We start from the raw sequence: 17,400 nt of genomic DNA, 5'->3' as shown, positions 1-17,400 counted from the left end.
CGGTCATGACATCCTCAAGCATGCCATCCCAAGGCAAAACCCGCGCCGCGTGCCTGATCGGCTGGCCGGCGGCGCATTCCCGCTCGCCGCTGATCCATCATTACTGGCTGCGCACCCTCGGCATCGAGGGCGGCTACGTGATCGAGGCGGTGCCGCCGGAGGATTTCAAGGATTTCCTGTTCCGCCTGTCGCTGCGCGGCTTCGTCGGCGCCAACGTCACCCGTCCGCACAAGGAGCACGCGCTGGCGCTGTCGGCGCCGGATGAGCGCGCCCGCGCCGTCGGCGCTGCCAACACGCTGTGGTTCGCCGATGGCGAGTTGCGCTCGACCAACACCGACGTCGAGGGCTTCATCAACAATCTCGACGCCTGCGCGCCCGGCTGGGACAAGACCGATGACGCGCTGGTGCTCGGCGCCGGCGGCGCAGCGCGCGCGGTGGTGTTCGGCCTGATCGAGCGCGGGATTGCGCGCGTGCACCTGGTCAATCGAACGATCGACCGCGCCCGCGCGCTTGCCGCCCTGTACGGCGCAGGTGTGCATCCTGCGACCTGGGACACGGTCGGCGAGTTGTTGCCGCGCGCGGGGCTGCTGGTGAACACGACGTCGCTCGGCCAGCACGGCCAGCCTCCGTTGGAGATCGATATCGGCCTGTTGCCGGAGGGCGCGGTTGTTTCCGACATTGTCTACGTGCCGCTGGTGACGCCGTTGCTTGCGGCGGCAACGGCGCGGGGGCTGAGGACCGCCGACGGGCTCGGCATGCTGCTGCATCAGGCGGTGCGCGGTTTCGAGCTTTGGTTCGGGCAGCGCCCGCAGGTAACGGCGGAGCTGCGTGCGATCGTCGAGGCCGATCTCACAAAGACTTGAGCCTTGGAATAGCGTCTCCGGAGCGGGGTCTCGTGTTAGTCCCCCCGCGTTCCCTCCCGGAGATCAACCATGCTTGCCCGCCGCTCCCATCTCGTTCGTCCGTTCATTGCGCTTGCGATGGTGACGGCATCCACGCTCTACGCGCTTGCGCAGCAGCCGCCGACCCCGACCCGGGTGCGCGGAACCGTCGAGAGCGTCGATGGCGATACGCTGGCGGTGAAGTCGCGCAGCGGCGAAGAGGTCAAGCTGCACATGGCAGGGAATATGCTGGTGCTTGGCCTCACCAAGATCGGCCTGTCCGACATCAAGGTCGGTTCCTTCATCGGCACGACCACGGTGCCCGGCCCCGATGGCACGCCGAAGGCGGTCGAGGTGCATGTGTTCCCCGAAAACATGCGCGGCACCGGTGAAGGTTCGCGGCCTTACGATCTGAAGCCGAACAGCAGCATGACCAACGCGACCGTCGCGGAATCCGTGGTCAGCAATGACGGCCATACCTTGCTGGTCAAGTACAAGGACGGCGAGAAGAAAGTGCAGGTCGGGCCGGAAACGCCGGTCGTGACCTATGTTCCCGGCGACAAGGCGGACCTGAAGGCCGGCGCCAAGGTCATCGCCTTCATGAAGAAGCTGCCCGACGGCTCGTTCGAGACCGACCGCATCAGCGTCGGCCGCGACGGGCTGACACCGCCGATGTGACGCGAGGCGTAGCTCTCTCAACACGTCGTCCCGGGTCGCGATTCGCTTGCCCGGGACGACGAAGACTATCCGGGCTACGATCGCCGTGCAGCGCTCAAGCGCATCACCTGTCCGTGACTGCAGTAACAGTCCCTCATCCGGTGCGTAAATGTCGTGCAAGCCGTCACTCCCGCGAGGAGTTGTGGCTTGCACGGAATACCACCAATTCCCCGGTGTTCCCCAATCGCCAGCCAAACCCATGAGGGACACCATGCCGAAGTCACCATTCCTTGCCGCATTGCTTCTCGTTGCCGTTGCCTCGACCGCGTCGGCGCAGCAGCCGCCGACCGTGCGCATTCGCGGCACCATCGAGGCCGTCGACGGCGCAATGCTGTCGATCAAGTCGCGCGACGGCGCCGACATGAAGGTGCGGACGACCGATAACGTCGCGGTGTTCGGTGTCGCCAAGACCGATCTGTCCGAGATCAAGTCCGGTTCCTACATCGGCGTCACCGCGATGCCCGAGCCGGACGGGACGCAGAGGGCGATCGCGGTTCACATCTTCCCGGAAAATCAGCGCGGCGCCGCCGAAGGTTTTCGTCCCTGGGACCTGCGCGCCAACTCGACCATGACCAATGCCACCGTCGCCGAGACGGTGCAGGGCACCGACGGCCAGAACATCACGGTGAAATACAAGGACGGTGAGAAGAAGGTCTTGGTGCCGCCCGGCACCCCGGTCGTGACCTTTGTCTCCGGCGACAAGTCGGAGCTGAAGCCGGGCGCCAAGATCATCATCTTCGGCGCGGTCAAGAAGGACGACGGCACGCTCGAAGCCAACCGCGTCAATGTCGGCCGCGACGGCATCGCGCCGCCGATGTGACACGAAGTGTCATTCCGGGGCGATGCGTAGCATCGAACCTCAGATGCGCAATTGCGCATCGGGGGATCTCGATCCGCAGGCTCCGCTGTCGTCCCGGCGAAGGCCGGGATCCATAACCACCGATGACGATTGTTGAGAAAGGCTGTGGCCACAGCCGCGTTCAAATCTCGCGCGGCTGTGGTGATGGTCCCGGCCTTCGCCGGGACGACGACGAGTTTGTGGCTACGATCGCCTCAAACCGCCAGCACCTTGTCGTCGATCTCGGCGATGGTGTTGACGCCACACAGCCCCATGGTGGTGGTGAGCTCCTTGCCCAAAATGTCGAGCGCCTTGGCGACGCCGGCCTGGCCGCCGGCGCCGAGGCCGTAGGCATAGGCGCGGCCGATCATGCAGGACTTCGCGCCGAGCGCGAGCGCGCGCATGATGTCCATGCCGGTGCGGATGCCGCCGTCGAACATGATCTCGAGCTGTGATCCGACCTCGTCGACGATCTCCGGCAGCACCTCGATCGAGGACGGTGCGCCGTCGAGCTGGCGGCCGCCATGGTTGGAGACCACGATCGCCTGCGCGCCGGTCTTGGCGGCGAGCTCGGCGTCCTCGACATCGAGAATCCCTTTGAGGATCAGCTTACCCGGCCAGATGCTGCGGATCCAGTCGATGTCCTTCCAGCTCAACGAGGTGTCGAACTGCGAGGCGGTCCATTCCGATAGCTTGGTGAGATCCTCCGTGCCTTTGACGTGACCGGCGATGTTGCCGAAGGTGCGGCGCTTGCCTTGCAGCACGCCCGACACCCAGGCGGGCTTGGTTGCGAAGTCGATCAGCTTCGACAGCGACCATTCCGGCGGCACCGTCATGCCGTTCTTGATGTCCTGGTGGCGCTGGCCGATCACCTGCAGGTCGACGGTCAACACCAGCGCCGAGCATTTCGCCGCGATCGCGCGCTCGATCAGCGATTTGATGAAGCCGCGGTCCTTCATGACGTAGAGCTGGAACCAGAACGGCTTGTCGACGCTAGCGGCGATGTCTTCGATCGAGCAGATCGACATCGTGCTCTGGGTGAACGGGATGCCGGCCGCCTGCGCCGCGCGGCAGGCGTAGATCTCGCCGTCACCATGCTGCATGCCGAGCAGGCCGACAGGGGCCAGGATCAGCGGCATCGCGGCCGGTTCGCCCAGGATCGTGGTCGCGAGGCTGCGCTTGGACACATCGACCAGGATGCGCTGGCGGAACTTGATCTGCTGCAGGTCCTCGGAGTTGGCGCGCAGCGTGTCCTCGGTATAGGAGCCGCGGTCCGCATAATCGAAAAACGCCTTCGGCACCCGGCGCTTGTGCAGCTGGCGCAGGTCTTCGATGCAGGTAATGTGCTTCATGGACGTTTCCGGCCTTCTTCTATGTCGCAAGTTCTGAGATAGCGAGTTCTTGCAGATGTTCGGTCTTGCCGTCATCTAGCATGGTTGAAGGGCCCGCCAAATCGAAGACGGATGGGAGAGCACGATGACGCAATCAGGCTCCAAGCCGAAGCCGGACGACAATACCGAAAAGCGCCGGCTCGACGAGGCCCTGGAAGAGGGCCTGGAGGAGACGTTTCCCGGTTCCGATCCCGTCAATGTCACCCAGCCGGCCCCCACCAAGGGCGACCAGCACGTCAAGCGCAACGGCAAAGGGTAGGGGACAGCGCGCGTCCCCGGGGATTGTCTTAACGACAGGAATGTTATATTTTTCAGCGTCTTAAGGCTGAAGAATGTGGTTCGGCCATGGTAATGATTCATCATATTTTTTGAAGTCATCTTAGCGCCTGACAGTCTATAAGGCCGATGCACGCTAGACTGGTGGGCGTTCGGGGCTCTCTCGCCGGATGGTTCGAGGGGTCCGTGTTGGGGGTTACATGAGCCGCAAATATTTCGGGACCGATGGGATTCGGGGCCGCGCCAATGGACTGATCACGCCGGAGCTCGCGCTCAAGGTGGGGCAGGCCGCAGGATTGGTATTTCAGCGTGGCGACCATCGCCATCGCGTCGTGATCGGCAAGGACACGCGGCTGTCCGGCTACATGATCGAATACGCCATGGTCGCGGGCTTTACCTCGGTCGGTATGGACGTGCTGCTGGTCGGCCCGATGCCGACGCCGGCGATCGCGATGCTCACCAAGTCGATGCGCGCCGATCTCGGCGTGATGATCTCGGCGTCGCACAATCTTTTCGAGGACAACGGCATCAAGCTGTTCGGCCCGCAGGGCTTCAAGCTGTCCGACGACGTCGAGAAGCAGATCGAGCAGTTGCTGGATGAATCGCTCGACCGCCGCCTGGCGCAGAGCGCGAGCCTCGGCCGCGCCCGCCGCATCGATGGCGTCCACGACCGCTACATCGAATTCGCCAAGCGCACTTTGCCGCGCGACCTCTCGCTCGACGGCTTGCGCGTCGTGGTCGATTGCGCCAACGGCGCCGCCTACAAGGTGGTGCCGGAAGCGCTGTGGGAGCTCGGCGCCGACGTGGTGCCGATCGGGGTCGAGCCCGACGGCTTCAACATCAACAAGGAATGCGGCTCGACCTCGCCGGAGGCGCTGTCGAGGAAGGTGCGCGAGATGCGCGCCGATATCGGCATCGCGCTCGATGGCGATGCCGATCGCGTCATCCTGGTGGACGAGCGTGGCCACATCGTCGACGGCGACCAGCTGCTCGCGGTGATCGCGCAGAGCTGGAAGGAAGAGGGGCGCCTCGCCAAGCCCGGCATCGTCACGACAGTGATGTCCAATCTCGGGCTGGAGCGCTTCCTGCAGGGCCACGGGCTTTCGATGGTCCGCACCCCGGTCGGCGACCGCTATGTGCTCGAGCAGATGCTGAGCGGCGGCTACAATCTCGGCGGCGAGCCGTCGGGCCATATCATCATGTCGGACTATTCGACCACCGGCGACGGCTTCGTCGCCGCGCTGCAGGTGCTGGCCGTGGTGCAGAAGCTGCGCCGCCCGGTGTCGGAGATCTGCCGGCGCTTTGATCCATTGCCCCAAATTCTGAAGAACGTGCGCTATCGCAGCGGCAAGCCGCTCGACGACGCCGAGGTCAAGTCCGCGATCACCGACGGCGAGAAGCGCCTCAACGGTCATGGCCGCCTGCTGATCCGCCCCTCCGGCACCGAGCCGGTGATCCGTGTGATGGGCGAGGGCGATGACCGCATCCTGGTGGAAGAGGTCGTCGACAACATCGTCAGCGCACTCGGCCACGCGGCGGCGGCTTAAGGGCAGCTAATTCTCCCATATAGAGGCTTGCCGATCCGTCATCCTGAGCAGCGCGCTTTGGCGCGCGTCTCGAAGGATGCACGGCCCGGCAGGTGGCCGATTCATCCTTCGAGACGCCTGCTGCGCAGGCTCCTCACGATGACGGGCTGAGAGTTCGATCGCCGGGCAGCTACTACACGGCGCATCGCTGCCATCGGCTAGCGCAACTGGTCCCGGCTGCCTCCGCGTCGTACGACGCGGAGGTATTTTTTGCGAAACTATCCGGGAATGCTGCAGTGAACAAACCCGTCGTGAGCGAACAGACGCTGGGTGAACCGGTGCAGGTCGCCGAGCTGGGCTCAGCGCAGGCCGCGAAGGCGGCCGCCGCTGCGGGGCCGGCCTATGTCGTGCTCGCAGGCATCAGCTTCTCGCACTTCCTCAACGACACGATGCAGTCGCTGATCGCGTCGGTCTATCCGATCCTGAAGGACAATTACGCGCTCGACTTCGCGCAGATCGGCATGATCACGCTGGCGTTCCAGTTCACCGCCTCGCTGCTGTAGCCGCTGGTCGGGCACTTCACCGACAAGAAGGCGCAGCCGTTTTCGCTTTCGATCGGCATGGGCTTCACCTTTTTCGGGCTGCTGCTGCTCAGTGTCGCGCACTCCTACGGGATGATCCTGATCGCGGCTTCGCTGGTCGGGCTCGGGTCTGCGGTGTTCCATCCGGAATCCTCCCGCATCGCGCGGCTGGCGTCAGGCGGGCGCTACGGTTTCGCGCAATCGGTGTTTCAACTCGGCGGCAGTTTCGGCACCTCGATGGGACCGGTGCTCGCTGCCCTGATCGTGGTGCCGTTCGGTCAGCCCTCGATCGCCTGGTTCTCCTCGATCGCCTTCCTCGCCATCGTGATCCTCTGGCGCATCGGCGTCTGGTACAAGCCGCAGATTGCCGGCAAGAAGGCCGCCGCCATCGAGCGGCATCCGGACCATCCGGACCGGCGGCGCGTGATGACCGCACTTGTCGTGCTGGTCGCGCTGCTGTTCTCCAAACAGCTCTATGTCTCGAGCCTGTCGAGCTATTACATCTTCTATCTGATCGACCGGTTCGGCGTCTCGACGCAGGCGGCACAGCTCTATCTGTTCATCTTCCTTGCCGCGAACGCTGCCGGCGCGTTCATCGGTGGCCCGCTCGGCGATCGCTTCGGCCGCAAATACGTGATCTGGTTCTCGATCCTCGGCGCGCTGCCGTTCACGCTGGCGCTGCCCTATGCCGGGCTGTTCGCCAGCGCGGTGCTGACGGTCGTGATCGGCCTGATCATCTCGTCGGCGACGTCGGCGATCATCGTGTTCGCGCAGGAATTGATGCCGCATCGCTTCGGCATGATCTCCGGCGTGTTCTTCGGCGTCGCGTTCGGCATCGGCGGGCTGGGCGCCGCGGTGCTTGGCAAGCTTGCCGACCACACCTCGATCGCCTTCGTCTATCAGCTCTGCGCATTCCTGCCGGCGATCGGCCTGCTCGCGGTGTTCCTGCCGAAGATGCCGAAGGCCGTTCGCTGAGCTCTCGCCGTACGGCGCGTCTTCATTGGGCCTTCGCTAACAGGCGCAGCTTGCGTGCGCTGCAAATGGCGCGCCTGCGTCAACGCTTCATTAGCACCTGTGGCGCAATCGCCATCTTTCGCTGCCGCATGCGCGTATTTATGGACCCATAAGCAACAGGAGCAGAAATAGGTGACAGAAAATCAACCTTAAAAATTAGGGTTAAGTGCCGCTTAAACATTTGCTGGCATCGTCCGCCCGTGAGTTTCAGACGTGGGGCTTTGTGTCGCCTCACTGGCCCAAAAGGACGAAGCCAATGCGTAGCGTAAAGACCCTGATTGCCGCAGGCGCGGCATCTCTGCTGTCCTCGGCGGCGTTCGCTGCCGACATGCCGATCATGCCGCCGCCCCCGATGGCGTATGCACCCCCGCCGGTCCAGGATTTCGGCGGCTGGTATCTGCGCGGCGACATCGGCATGACCAACACCCAGGCCAAGCTGCACGTCAACGCCTACGACAGGCTGCCGGCCGGCACGGCCTTCAACCAGTATGGCCACGGTTTTGACGGCGGCATGCTCTACGGCATCGGCGTCGGCTATCAATTCAACAGCTGGTTCCGCGCCGACGTCACCGGTGAGTATCGCTCGAAGGTGAGCTTCAACGGCACCGACTTCTTCACGTTCCCCGGGCCGAGCTCGCTGGGCGATACCTATCATGGCGGCATTCAGAGCTGGGTCGGCCTCGTCAACGTCTACGCCGATCTCGGCACCTGGGGTTGCTTGACCCCGTTCATCGGTGCCGGTGTCGGTGCCGCTGTGATCAAGACCGCGGCCTTCTCCGACAATGCGACGTTCCCGAGCGGATCGGGCCTGACCAGCTCCTTCATCGCCGACGGCGCCACCAAGACCAACTTCGCCTGGGCACTGCACGCCGGTGTCGCCTACAAGGTCACCAACAACTTCACGGTCGAACTGGCCTATCGCTATCTCGACATGGGCACCGCCGGCCAGGGCCAGGGTCACTTCTTCGACAACACGCCGGCCGGTCCCTCGAGCTTCCAGTACCGCGACATCACCTCGCAGGATGTGAAGCTAGGCGTGCGTTTCAACCTGCCGTGCTGCGACGTGCCGCCCCCGCCGCCGCCGCCCCCGCTGATCCGCAAGGGCTAATAAGGGTTAATTTCGAGCCTTCACGGTTAACGATTGAAAACGGCGCGGGATCGTCCCGCGCCGTTTTGCTTTGCCGCGTGATGTCGCGAGCTTCTTGCAACTTGCATGCTCGAAAGCCGCCGGCGAAACGATTGGTTAAGGTTAACAGGCGATGATCAACGCGCATTCGATGAGTGGGATGGAGCGTTGCGATGCGTAGGTTCTTGCTGGCGGCGATGATGTTCGGGGCGGTGACCGGCGCGCAGGCGGCCGACATGCCTGATTTCCTTCGCGGCAGTCTGCCCGCTTCCAGCGCACCAACCAGAAACTGGGACGGCTGGTATGTCGGCGGCCAGGTCGGCCAGTCATGGATCAACACCGACTTTGGCGGTAGCGTTGCATCCCTGACCAATTCGATATTCCGCAACACCACGCTGCAGGGACCGACATCCCAGTTCAATCTGCTGGGTCGGGTCAATGCGCAAAGCTCGGGCTTCGGAGCGTTTGTCGGGCGCAACTGGCAGTATGACGACGTCGTGGTCGGTGTCGAAGCAAACTATACCTATTGGTCCGGGCTTACCACAACGACGACCGGAAGTTTGGGTCCGATTCAAGTCGCACAACCGACCCTGGTCCTGCCGGTCGGCGCCACTGCCGCCGACAGCGTGACGTTGAATGGAAGCGCTTCGATGAAGCTCAAGGACGAGATGACGTTCCGCGGCCGGGCGGGTTGGGCAACCGGTGACTTCCTGCCTTACATCTTCGGCGGCCTTGCGGTCGGCCGAATGGATGTTTCGCGCACGGTCACGAGCTCCGTGAACAGAACGATCAACTTTGCCGATGGAAGTTCGACCAACTTTGCACTTCCGCAGTTTGCGCAAACCGCGACGGATGCGAAAACGGACGCTTACGTTGCCGGCTGGACCGCTGGTCTCGGCCTGGAATACATGCTGTGGAACTGTGTTTTCCTGCGCGGCGAGTGGGAATACGTCAAGTTCATGCCGGTCAAGAACACGTCGGTCACACAGAACAGCGTGCGTGCGGCCATCGGCTACAAGTTCTGACCAGCGCAGCGTCGCTTGACACCGCAATGTGCGGCTGATCCGATGTTGCTCCGCAAGCGGAGCGACCTCACATGAAAATCCACGGCGACGCCAATTCAGGCAATTGCCTGAAGGTGAAATGGGTCTGCGACAAGCTGGCGCTGCCCTACACATGGGTCGAGATCGACACCATGAAGGGCGGCAGCCGGACGGCGGACTTCCTCAAGCTGAACGGCTGGGGCCAGGTGCCGACGGTCGAGCTGGATGACGGCCGCACGCTCGCGCAATCCAACGCCATCATCCGCTACCTCGCGCGCGGCAGCGACCTGATTCCCGGCGATCCCTATCGCGCGGCGCAGATGGATGCCTGGATGTTCTGGGAGCAGAACAGCCATGAGCCATATGTCGCCGTCTGCCGCTTCCAGACCGTGTATCTCGGCAAGGCGGTTTCCGAGATCGATCCGAACCTGATCAAGCGCGGCTATGTCGCGCTCGATCACCTGGAGCGGCACCTGGCAGGCACGCAATTCCTGGTCGGCGATGCATTCTCGCTCGCCGACGTGTCGTTGCTCGCCTATACGCGCATGGCGGAGGACGGCGGCCTCGCACTCGCGCGCTATCCGATGATCCGCCGCTGGATCGCCGATGCCGAGCACGTGCTCGCGCTGCCGCCGGTCCGCTGACCTCGGGTGAACGCCGCCATGACTGAAGCCTCACGCATCACGATCCGTCGCGCGCGGCGCGAGGATGTCGCCGCCATCGTCGGCATGCTGGCGGACGATCCACTCGGCAGCGCGCGCGAGCGGATCGAAGATCCGTTGCCGCAGAGCTATTACGAAGCCTTCGCGCGGGTCGAGCGTGATGCGAACCTGCAGCTCGTGGTGGCCGTCGACGGCGAGGGCGCCGTCGTCGGCTGCCTGCAACTCGCGGTGCTGCCGGGGATCAGCTCGCAGGGCTCTTCGCGTGGCCTGCTTGAGGACGTCCGCGTTGCAAAGTATTGCCGCAGCCGCGGCATCGGCGAGCTGTTGGTGCAGTGGGCGGTGACCGAGGCGCGCGCGCAAGGCTGCACGCTGGTCGAGCTGCTGACGCATCACACCCGTGTCGACGCGCAGCGCTTCTATGAACGGCTTGGATTCGCGCGCAGTCATCTCGGCATGACGCTCCGCTTTTGAGCTACGCGATCGAAGTTGTGCCGCACGCAGGGCAATGCCTGCGGTAGCCGCTGCTCGGCTATCCGGTTAACAGCCAATAAACTAAGCCGGCCTCGGTGATTTTACGGGTCGGAACGAGTCCGGTATGTCCGGCGTCTCCCACGGGGCGGCGGGCAACTGGGGATTGGGATGTCGGATTATTCGATCGTGCGGGTCGGCAACGAGTACATCGTGCAGGCCGGCGACAAGAGCATTTTGAAAATATCGAGCCGGCGCAAGGCAGTTAAGATCATGACTCTGGCGGCAGATCTGCTCGATCAGGAGACGTTGCAGCAGGTCGAGGACGCCCCATCAATCAGCCGTGATCTCCCGATTGTTCCGGAAAAGTCTGAACTTCCTTGACGTTTGGGCACCCTTCCACTATCTCCGACCGCGGGAAACCTCTCCCCACCGAGAGGCAGCTATCTGGAAGGGTAGATTATGACTGCAGCGAAGCCCGCTTCGCGGCCCAACGTGCCGCATTTCTCCTCCGGCCCCTGCGCCAAGCGCCCCGGCTGGAACCCCGACAATCTCAAGGACGCCGCCCTCGGCCGCTCGCATCGTGCGAAGGTCGGCAAGGCCAAGCTCAAGCTCGCGATCGAACTGACGCGCGAAGTGCTTGAGGTGCCCGCGGACTACAAGATCGGCATCGTGCCGGCGTCGGACACCGGCGCGGTCGAGATGGCGCTGTGGTCGCTGCTCGGTGCGCGGCCGGTCACCACGCTCGCCTGGGAATCCTTCGGCGAGGGCTGGGTCAGCGACATCGTCAAGGAATTGAAGCTGAAGGACGTCACCAAGCTGAACGCGGCTTACGGTGAAATCCCCGATCTCTCCAAGGTCGATCCGGCGTCGGACGTCGTCTTCACCTGGAACGGCACCACCTCGGGCGTGCGCGTGCCGAACGCCGACTGGATCAGCGCAACCCGTGAAGGCCTCACGATCTGCGACGCGACCTCGGCCGCCTTCGCGCAGCCGCTCGATTTCGCCAAGCTCGACGTCGTCACCTTCTCCTGGCAGAAGGCGCTCGGCGGTGAAGCGGCGCACGGCATGCTGATCCTGTCGCCGCGCGCGGTCGAACGGCTCGAGACCTACAAGCCGGCCTGGCCGCTGCCGAAGATCTTCCGCCTCACCAAGGGCGGCAAGCTCAATCAGGGCATCTTCGAGGGCGAGACCATCAACACGCCGTCGATGCTCTGCGTCGAGGATTATCTCGACGCGCTGCATTGGGCGAAGTCGATCGGCGGCCTGAAGGCCCTGATCGCGCGCGCCGACGCCAACACCAAGGCGCTCGCCGACTGGAAGGCGCGGACGCCCTGGATCGACTTCCTGGCCAAGGATCCCGCGATCCGCTCCAACACCTCGGTGTGCCTGAAGTTCACCGATCCCGCGATTACCTCGCTTCCCGCTGACGCGCAGGCCGACTTCTGCAAGAAGCTGGTCGCGCTGGTGGAGAAGGAGAACGCCGGCTTCGACTTCGCGTACTACCGCGATGCGCCGGCGGGCCTGCGGATCTGGTGCGGCGCCACCGTCGAGGCCAAGGATGTCGAGTTGCTGACGCAGTGGATCGACTGGGCCTTCGCCGAGACCAAGGCAGCGCTGCCCAAGGCTGCATAACAAGGCTGCCTAAAGAGGCGGCCCAAGCCGCTTCGCGTAACTCATCATCGTTATGGCCGGGCTCCACCCGGCCATCTATCGCGCAGAGTGGCCGGGCGGGCTTCGTGCCCGCGGCCGTCGTGTATTCAAACGCATCGTTCAGCAACGGATCATTCCGATGACAAAACCCAAAGTTCTGATTTCCGACGCGCTGTCGCCCGCCGCCGTGCAGATCTTCAAGGATCGCGGCGTCGAGGTCGACTTCCAGCCCAACCTCGGCAAGGACAAGGACAAGCTCGCCGAGATCATCGGCAATTATGATGGCCTCGCGATCCGCTCGGCCACCAAGGCGACCGCCAAGATCATCGAGAAGGCGACGAAGCTGAAGGTGATCGGCCGCGCCGGCATCGGCGTCGACAATGTCGAGATTCCCGCGGCGACCGCCAAGGGCATCATCGTGATGAACACGCCGTTCGGCAATTCGATCACGACCGCCGAACATGCGATCACGCTGATGCTGGCGCTGGCGCGCGAGATCCCGCAGGCCGACGCCTCGACCCAGGCCGGCAAGTGGGAGAAGAACCGCTTCATGGGCGTCGAGATCACCGCCAAGACGCTGGGCGTGATCGGCTGCGGAAATATCGGCTCGATCGTCGCCGACCGCGCGCTCGGCCTGCGCATGAAGGTGATCGCGTTCGATCCGTTCCTGTCGCCGGAGCGCGCCAAGGACATCGGCGTAGAGAAGGTCGAGCTGGATGACCTGCTCAAGCGCGCCGACTTCATCACGCTGCACACGCCGCTGACCGAGAAGACCCGCAACCTGATCGACGCGGCTGCGATCGCCAAGATGAAGAAGGGCGTCCGCATCATCAACTGCGCCCGCGGCGGCCTAGTCGACGAGCAGGCGCTGGTCGATGCGCTGAATTCCAAGCATGTCGCGGGCGCCGCGTTCGACGTGTTTGTCGAGGAGCCGGCGACGACGAACGTCTTGTTCGGTCATCCCAACGTGATCTGCACCCCGCATCTCGGCGCCTCCACCACCGAGGCGCAGGAGAACGTCGCGCTGCAGGTCGCCGAGCAGATGTCGGATTATCTGCTGTCGGGCGCGATCTCGAACGCGGTCAACTTCCCCTCGATCACGGCGGAAGAGGCGCCGAAGCTGAAGCCATTCATCGAGCTCGCCGAGAAGCTCGGTTCGTTCGCCGGCCAGCTCACCGAGAGCGGCATCCTCAAGACCACGATCACCTATGAGGGCCACGTCGCCGAGATGAAGATCAAGGCGATCACCTCGGCGGTGTTGTCGGGCCTGCTGCGCCCGATGCTGGGCGAGGTCAACGTGGTGTCCGCCCCTGTCGTCGCCAAGGAGCGCGGCATGGTGGTGGACGAGGTGGTCCGCGCAGCGCAGAGCGACTATGAGAGCCTGATCACGGTCACAGTCGCGACCGAGCGCCAGGAGCGTTCTGTGTCGGGTACCGTCTATGCCGACGGCAAGCCGCGCCTCGTCGACATCAAGGGCATCCGCGTCGACGCCGAATTCGGCAAGTCGATGATCTACGTGACCAACGAGGACAAGCCGGGCTTCATCGGCGCGTTCGCGAGCCTCTTGGGTGATGCGAAAATCAATATCGCGACCTTCCATCTCGGCCGCGTCAAGCAGGGCGGCGACGCCATTGCGCTGGTCGAGGTCGACGGCGCGGTGCCGGCGGAGCTGCTCGCCAAGGTGCAGGCGCTGCCGCAGGTGAAGCAGGCCAAAGCGCTCACGTTTTAAACGCTGTTTGAGCGGCCCTTCGTCGTCCGGGACGTGCCGGGCATGACGAGGGAAGTTGCCGTTCAAATGCATTCAAATTCCGATCTGCGGAACATGACGCCGTCTCCGGCCCCGGAGGCGGCGTTTGGCGTTCCGGGGCCTCCGGTATTGCTGTTGCGCCCGCCGAAAAATGTGTACGAACGGGCCACGACACGCCACAATGACCGTCATCTCAGAGGGAGAAAACAATGCGTGAAGCCGTAATCGTTTCCTATGCGCGCACCGGCCTGGCGAAGTCCGGCCGTGGCGGATTCAACATCACCCCGCCGATGTCACTCGCCGCGCACGCCATCAAGCACGCGGTCGACCGCGCCGGCGTCGACAAGGAATATGTCGAGGACTGCTATCTCGGCAATTGCGCGCATGGCGCGCCGAACATCGGCCGCCAGGCCGCGCTGCTCGCCGGCCTGCCGAAGTCGACCGCCGGCGTCTCGGTGAACCGCTTCTGCTCGTCGGGCCTGCAGACCATCGCGATGGCCGCGAACTCGATTCGTTCAGATGGTTCTGATTGCATCGTCGCCGGTGGCGTCGAGAGCATCTCGATTCCCGGCGGCGGCTCGCCGAAGGAATCGATCGATCCGGACCTGCTCAAGACCGCGCCCGACATCTTCATGGCGATGATCGATACCGCCGACATCGTCGCCGAGCGCTACAAGCTCAGCCGCGAATACCAGGACGAGTATTCGCTGGAGTCGCAGCGCCGCATGGCCGCCGCGCAGCAGGCCAACAAGTTCAAGGACGAAATCGTCCCGATGAAGACCAAGATGAAGGTGGTCGACAAGGCGACCAAGGCCGAGACGATCGTCGACTACGTGGTCGATCGTGACGAATGCAATCGCCCCGAGACCACGCTGGAAGGTCTTGCCAAGCTCGAGCCGGTCAAGGGCCCGGGCAAGTTCGTCACCGCCGGCAATGCCAGCCAGCTCTCGGACGGCGCCGCTGCCGTGGTGCTGATGGAGGCCAAGGACGCAGAGAAGCGCGGCCTCAATCCGCTCGGTCGCTTCGTGGCATGGGCCTCGGCCGGCTGCGAACCCGACGAGATGGGCATCGGCCCAGTGTTCGCGGTGCCGAAGCTGTTGAAGCGTCACGGCCTGAAGATCGACGACATCGATCTCTGGGAGCTCAACGAGGCGTTCGCCAGCCAGTGCCTTTACTCGCGCGACCAACTCGGCATCGATCCCGAGAAGTACAATGTCAACGGCGGCTCGATCGCGATCGGCCATCCGTTCGGCATGACCGGCGCCCGGCTCACCGGCCACCTCTTGCAGGAAGGCCGCCGCCGCAAGGCCAAGTGGGGCGTCGTGACCATGTGCATCGGCGGTGGTCAGGGCGGCGCCGGCCTGTTCGAGATCTATAGCTGAGCGCGATCAATACTGATTGCATGAGAACGAGCGGTCCGGCGGTAACGCCGGGCCGCTTTTCACTTGAAGTCGATCAAGCCGCCGGCAGATCCGCCGCGCGCTCACCGAATTCGAGCGCAGCGACCAGTTCGAGCGTCTGCCTGAGATCTGCGGCCTGCCCGGCGCCAAACGCCGTCTCGAAGCGCTCCTGCGCCTCGAGCCAGGCGGACCGCGACTCATCGAGCCGCGCTTCGCCGCGTTTGGTCAGCCGCACCAGCCGGCTGCGGCGGTCATTCTTGTCGACGGTGATGGTCAAAAGGCCGTCGCGCTCCAGCGGCTTGAGGTTGTGATTGAGCGCGGTGCGATCAAGCACCAGCGCTGCGGCGAGTTCCCCCATCGTCGGCGAGCCCGAGCGTTTGACATAGGCCAGAATGGCCCGTTGCGTGCCGCGCAGCCCTGACGTCGCAAGGATCTGATCGTAAAGCTGCGACACCCGCCGCGTCGCCTTGCGCAATGCCGTGAGATTACACCGACTGGTTTCGATCTTCGCCATCACCGCCTCCAATACGCTTGACATATACATGCATATGCACCTAATAGCAATAGATGCATATGCACTTATACGGGGGATGCGATGTCGGAGATCGAGGCGGAGACGATCGGGCCGGCTACCGCAACTGACGCGCGGCCGCGGGTTCGGGTTGCAACGGCCTCACCGCGTCTGGTCCTCGCGATCGTATCGGTCGGCATCTGCCTCGCAAATCTCGATTTGTTCATCGTCAATGTCGGGCTGCCGATCATCGCGCAGGAATTCCGCGGCGCCTCGCTCGAGGATCTGTCCTGGATCCTCAACGGCTATGCGATCGTCTATGCGGCGCTCCTGGTGTTTTTCGGCCGTCTGGCGGAGCGCCACAGCCGCAATCTGAGCTTTCTGCTCGGCGTTGCGCTGTTCACGGCGGCGTCGGCGGCCTGTGCGCTCGCGCTTAACGTCGAATTGCTGGTCGTTGCCCGCGTCGCGCAGGCCGCCGGTGCCGCGTTGATGACTCCGACCTCGATCGGCCTGCTCCTGGCGTCGTTTCCGCCCGACCAGCGGGCAGGTGCGGTGCGGACCTGGACCGCGATCGGCGGACTTGCGGCCGCGCTCGGGCCGCTGGCAGGCGGCGTGCTGGTCACCTTCGACTGGCGCTGGATCTTCATCGTCAATGTTCCGATCGGCGTCGTCGCACTGATCATCGGCTGGCTCAAACTGCCCGAAGTGCCCGGCCACGACGTGCCGCGTCCGAGCTGGTGGGCGGCGCTGCTGGTGACCTCCGGCATCGGCGCGCTGACATTCGCCATCGTGAAGGCGAATGACTGGGGATGGAGCTCGCGAGGCGTCGTGCTCGGCTTTGCCGTCGCGGGCCTCTCGCTCGCCGCGTTCGCGTGGCACTGTCTCCGTTCGAAGAACCCGTTCGTCGATCCCGCACTGTTTACGGTCAGGCCGTTCACCGGTGCGACGCTGGTCATGGCGCCTTACTCCGCGGCATTCGGCGCGATGCTGTTGTCGGTGGCGCTGTGGGAGCAAACCGTGTGGGGGTGGTCGGCGCTCAAGACCGGCCTTGCGATCGCGCCGGGTCCGCTGCTTGTTCCGTTCACGTCTCTGTTGTTCGCCGGTCGCCTGATCGCGCGATTTGGTGCGGCCGCCGTCGTGTCGGTCGGCATCATGTCGTTCGCGGCCGGCCTTATGATCTGGGCAACGTGGCTTGGTGCAGACCCCGACATGCCTGCTTTTGTGGCGGGTATGATGCTCACGGGTGTCGGCGTCGGGCTGACCTTTCCGACCCTGATGGGCGTCGGCGCCGGCTCGCTGCCGCCGTCGTCGTTCGCGACCGGCTCCGGCGTCATCAACATGATCCGGCAGGCTATGCTTGCGATCGGCGTCGCGATCTTTGTCGCGATCCTGGCTACGCCGGCCACGATGGCTGACAGGATCGCGGCATTCCAGCGCGGCTGGTGGATCATGATCGCGATCACCATTGCCGGCTTCGTGCCGAATTACCTGTTCATTAGGCGCAGATCGGATCACTAGCGCCCGAAAACATCGCCGCGCCATCTGGCAGCCGCGGCGGCGCCATGC

The 17,400-nt window shown here is 64.1% G+C and carries 14 protein-coding genes and 2 pseudogenes; 14 read left to right on the top strand and 2 right to left on the bottom strand.

Annotated elements, in window-relative coordinates; translation table 11 throughout:
* Positions 1–20 precede the first annotated feature (20 nt).
* From JQ507_27865 to JQ507_27855, 3 genes are all read left to right on the top strand, one after another.
* Positions 21–863, top strand: a complete 843-nt coding sequence (locus tag JQ507_27865) for a shikimate dehydrogenase (protein ID QRI68689.1) — start codon at positions 21–23, stop codon at positions 861–863.
* Positions 864–932: 69 nt separating this feature from the next.
* Positions 933–1,559, top strand: coding sequence for a hypothetical protein (locus JQ507_27860; GenBank protein QRI68688.1), 627 nt, complete (start codon positions 933–935; stop codon positions 1,557–1,559).
* Positions 1,560–1,809: 250 nt separating this feature from the next.
* On the top strand, positions 1,810–2,418 hold the full coding sequence (locus JQ507_27855; GenBank protein QRI68687.1) for a hypothetical protein: 609 nt from the start codon (positions 1,810–1,812) through the stop codon (positions 2,416–2,418).
* Between the two features lie 233 nt (positions 2,419–2,651).
* Here JQ507_27855 and JQ507_27850 read toward each other — a convergent pair whose 3' ends face one another.
* Complete coding sequence (locus JQ507_27850; GenBank protein QRI68686.1) at positions 2,652–3,788, bottom strand: alpha-hydroxy-acid oxidizing protein; 1,137 nt, start codon at positions 3,786–3,788, stop codon at positions 2,652–2,654.
* 124 nt (positions 3,789–3,912) lie between these two features.
* On the opposite strand from JQ507_27850, the gene JQ507_27845 reads away from it, so the two are divergent.
* From JQ507_27845 to JQ507_27800, 10 genes and pseudogenes are all read left to right on the top strand, one after another.
* Complete coding sequence (locus JQ507_27845) at positions 3,913–4,086, top strand: hypothetical protein (GenBank protein QRI68685.1); 174 nt, start codon at positions 3,913–3,915, stop codon at positions 4,084–4,086.
* A gap of 217 nt (positions 4,087–4,303) precedes the next feature.
* Complete coding sequence (locus JQ507_27840) at positions 4,304–5,650, top strand: phosphoglucosamine mutase (protein ID QRI68684.1); 1,347 nt, start codon at positions 4,304–4,306, stop codon at positions 5,648–5,650.
* Positions 5,651–5,925: 275 nt separating this feature from the next.
* Positions 5,926–7,185: pseudogene (locus tag JQ507_27835) on the top strand (MFS transporter).
* Positions 7,186–7,480: 295 nt separating this feature from the next.
* Positions 7,481–8,332, top strand: coding sequence for a porin family protein (locus JQ507_27830; protein ID QRI68683.1), 852 nt, complete (start codon positions 7,481–7,483; stop codon positions 8,330–8,332).
* Positions 8,333–8,523: 191 nt separating this feature from the next.
* A complete protein-coding gene (locus JQ507_27825) occupies positions 8,524–9,375 on the top strand; it encodes a porin family protein (GenBank protein ID QRI68682.1) in 852 nt (283 codons plus the stop codon).
* A 71-nt stretch (positions 9,376–9,446) separates the two neighbouring features.
* Positions 9,447–10,526: pseudogene (locus JQ507_27820) on the top strand (GNAT family N-acetyltransferase).
* Positions 10,527–10,694: 168 nt separating this feature from the next.
* Positions 10,695–10,907, top strand: coding sequence for a hypothetical protein (locus tag JQ507_27815; GenBank protein ID QRI68681.1), 213 nt, complete (start codon positions 10,695–10,697; stop codon positions 10,905–10,907).
* 78 nt (positions 10,908–10,985) lie between these two features.
* Entirely contained in the window at positions 10,986–12,158 is a 1,173-nt protein-coding gene (locus JQ507_27810) for a phosphoserine transaminase (protein QRI68680.1), read from the top strand.
* Between the two features lie 157 nt (positions 12,159–12,315).
* Positions 12,316–13,905, top strand: a complete 1,590-nt coding sequence (locus JQ507_27805; GenBank protein QRI68679.1) for a phosphoglycerate dehydrogenase — start codon at positions 12,316–12,318, stop codon at positions 13,903–13,905.
* A gap of 227 nt (positions 13,906–14,132) precedes the next feature.
* Positions 14,133–15,305: a thiolase family protein gene (locus tag JQ507_27800; GenBank protein ID QRI68678.1), complete on the top strand. Its 1,173-nt coding sequence runs from the start codon at positions 14,133–14,135 to the stop codon at positions 15,303–15,305.
* A 73-nt stretch (positions 15,306–15,378) separates the two neighbouring features.
* Here JQ507_27800 and JQ507_27795 read toward each other — a convergent pair whose 3' ends face one another.
* Positions 15,379–15,798, bottom strand: a complete 420-nt coding sequence (locus JQ507_27795) for a MarR family transcriptional regulator (GenBank protein ID QRI73544.1) — start codon at positions 15,796–15,798, stop codon at positions 15,379–15,381.
* A 120-nt stretch (positions 15,799–15,918) separates the two neighbouring features.
* On the opposite strand from JQ507_27795, the gene JQ507_27790 reads away from it, so the two are divergent.
* Positions 15,919–17,352 (top strand): MFS transporter, encoded by a 1,434-nt coding sequence (locus JQ507_27790; GenBank protein QRI68677.1) that lies wholly within the window; start codon positions 15,919–15,921, stop codon positions 17,350–17,352.
* Positions 17,353–17,400 lie beyond the last annotated feature (48 nt).

The sequence above is a fragment of the Bradyrhizobium sp. PSBB068 genome, from assembly GCA_016839165.1.
Classification (GTDB): Bacteria; Pseudomonadota; Alphaproteobacteria; order Rhizobiales; family Xanthobacteraceae; genus Bradyrhizobium.
This window is presented reverse-complemented; position numbering and strand designations above follow the sequence as displayed.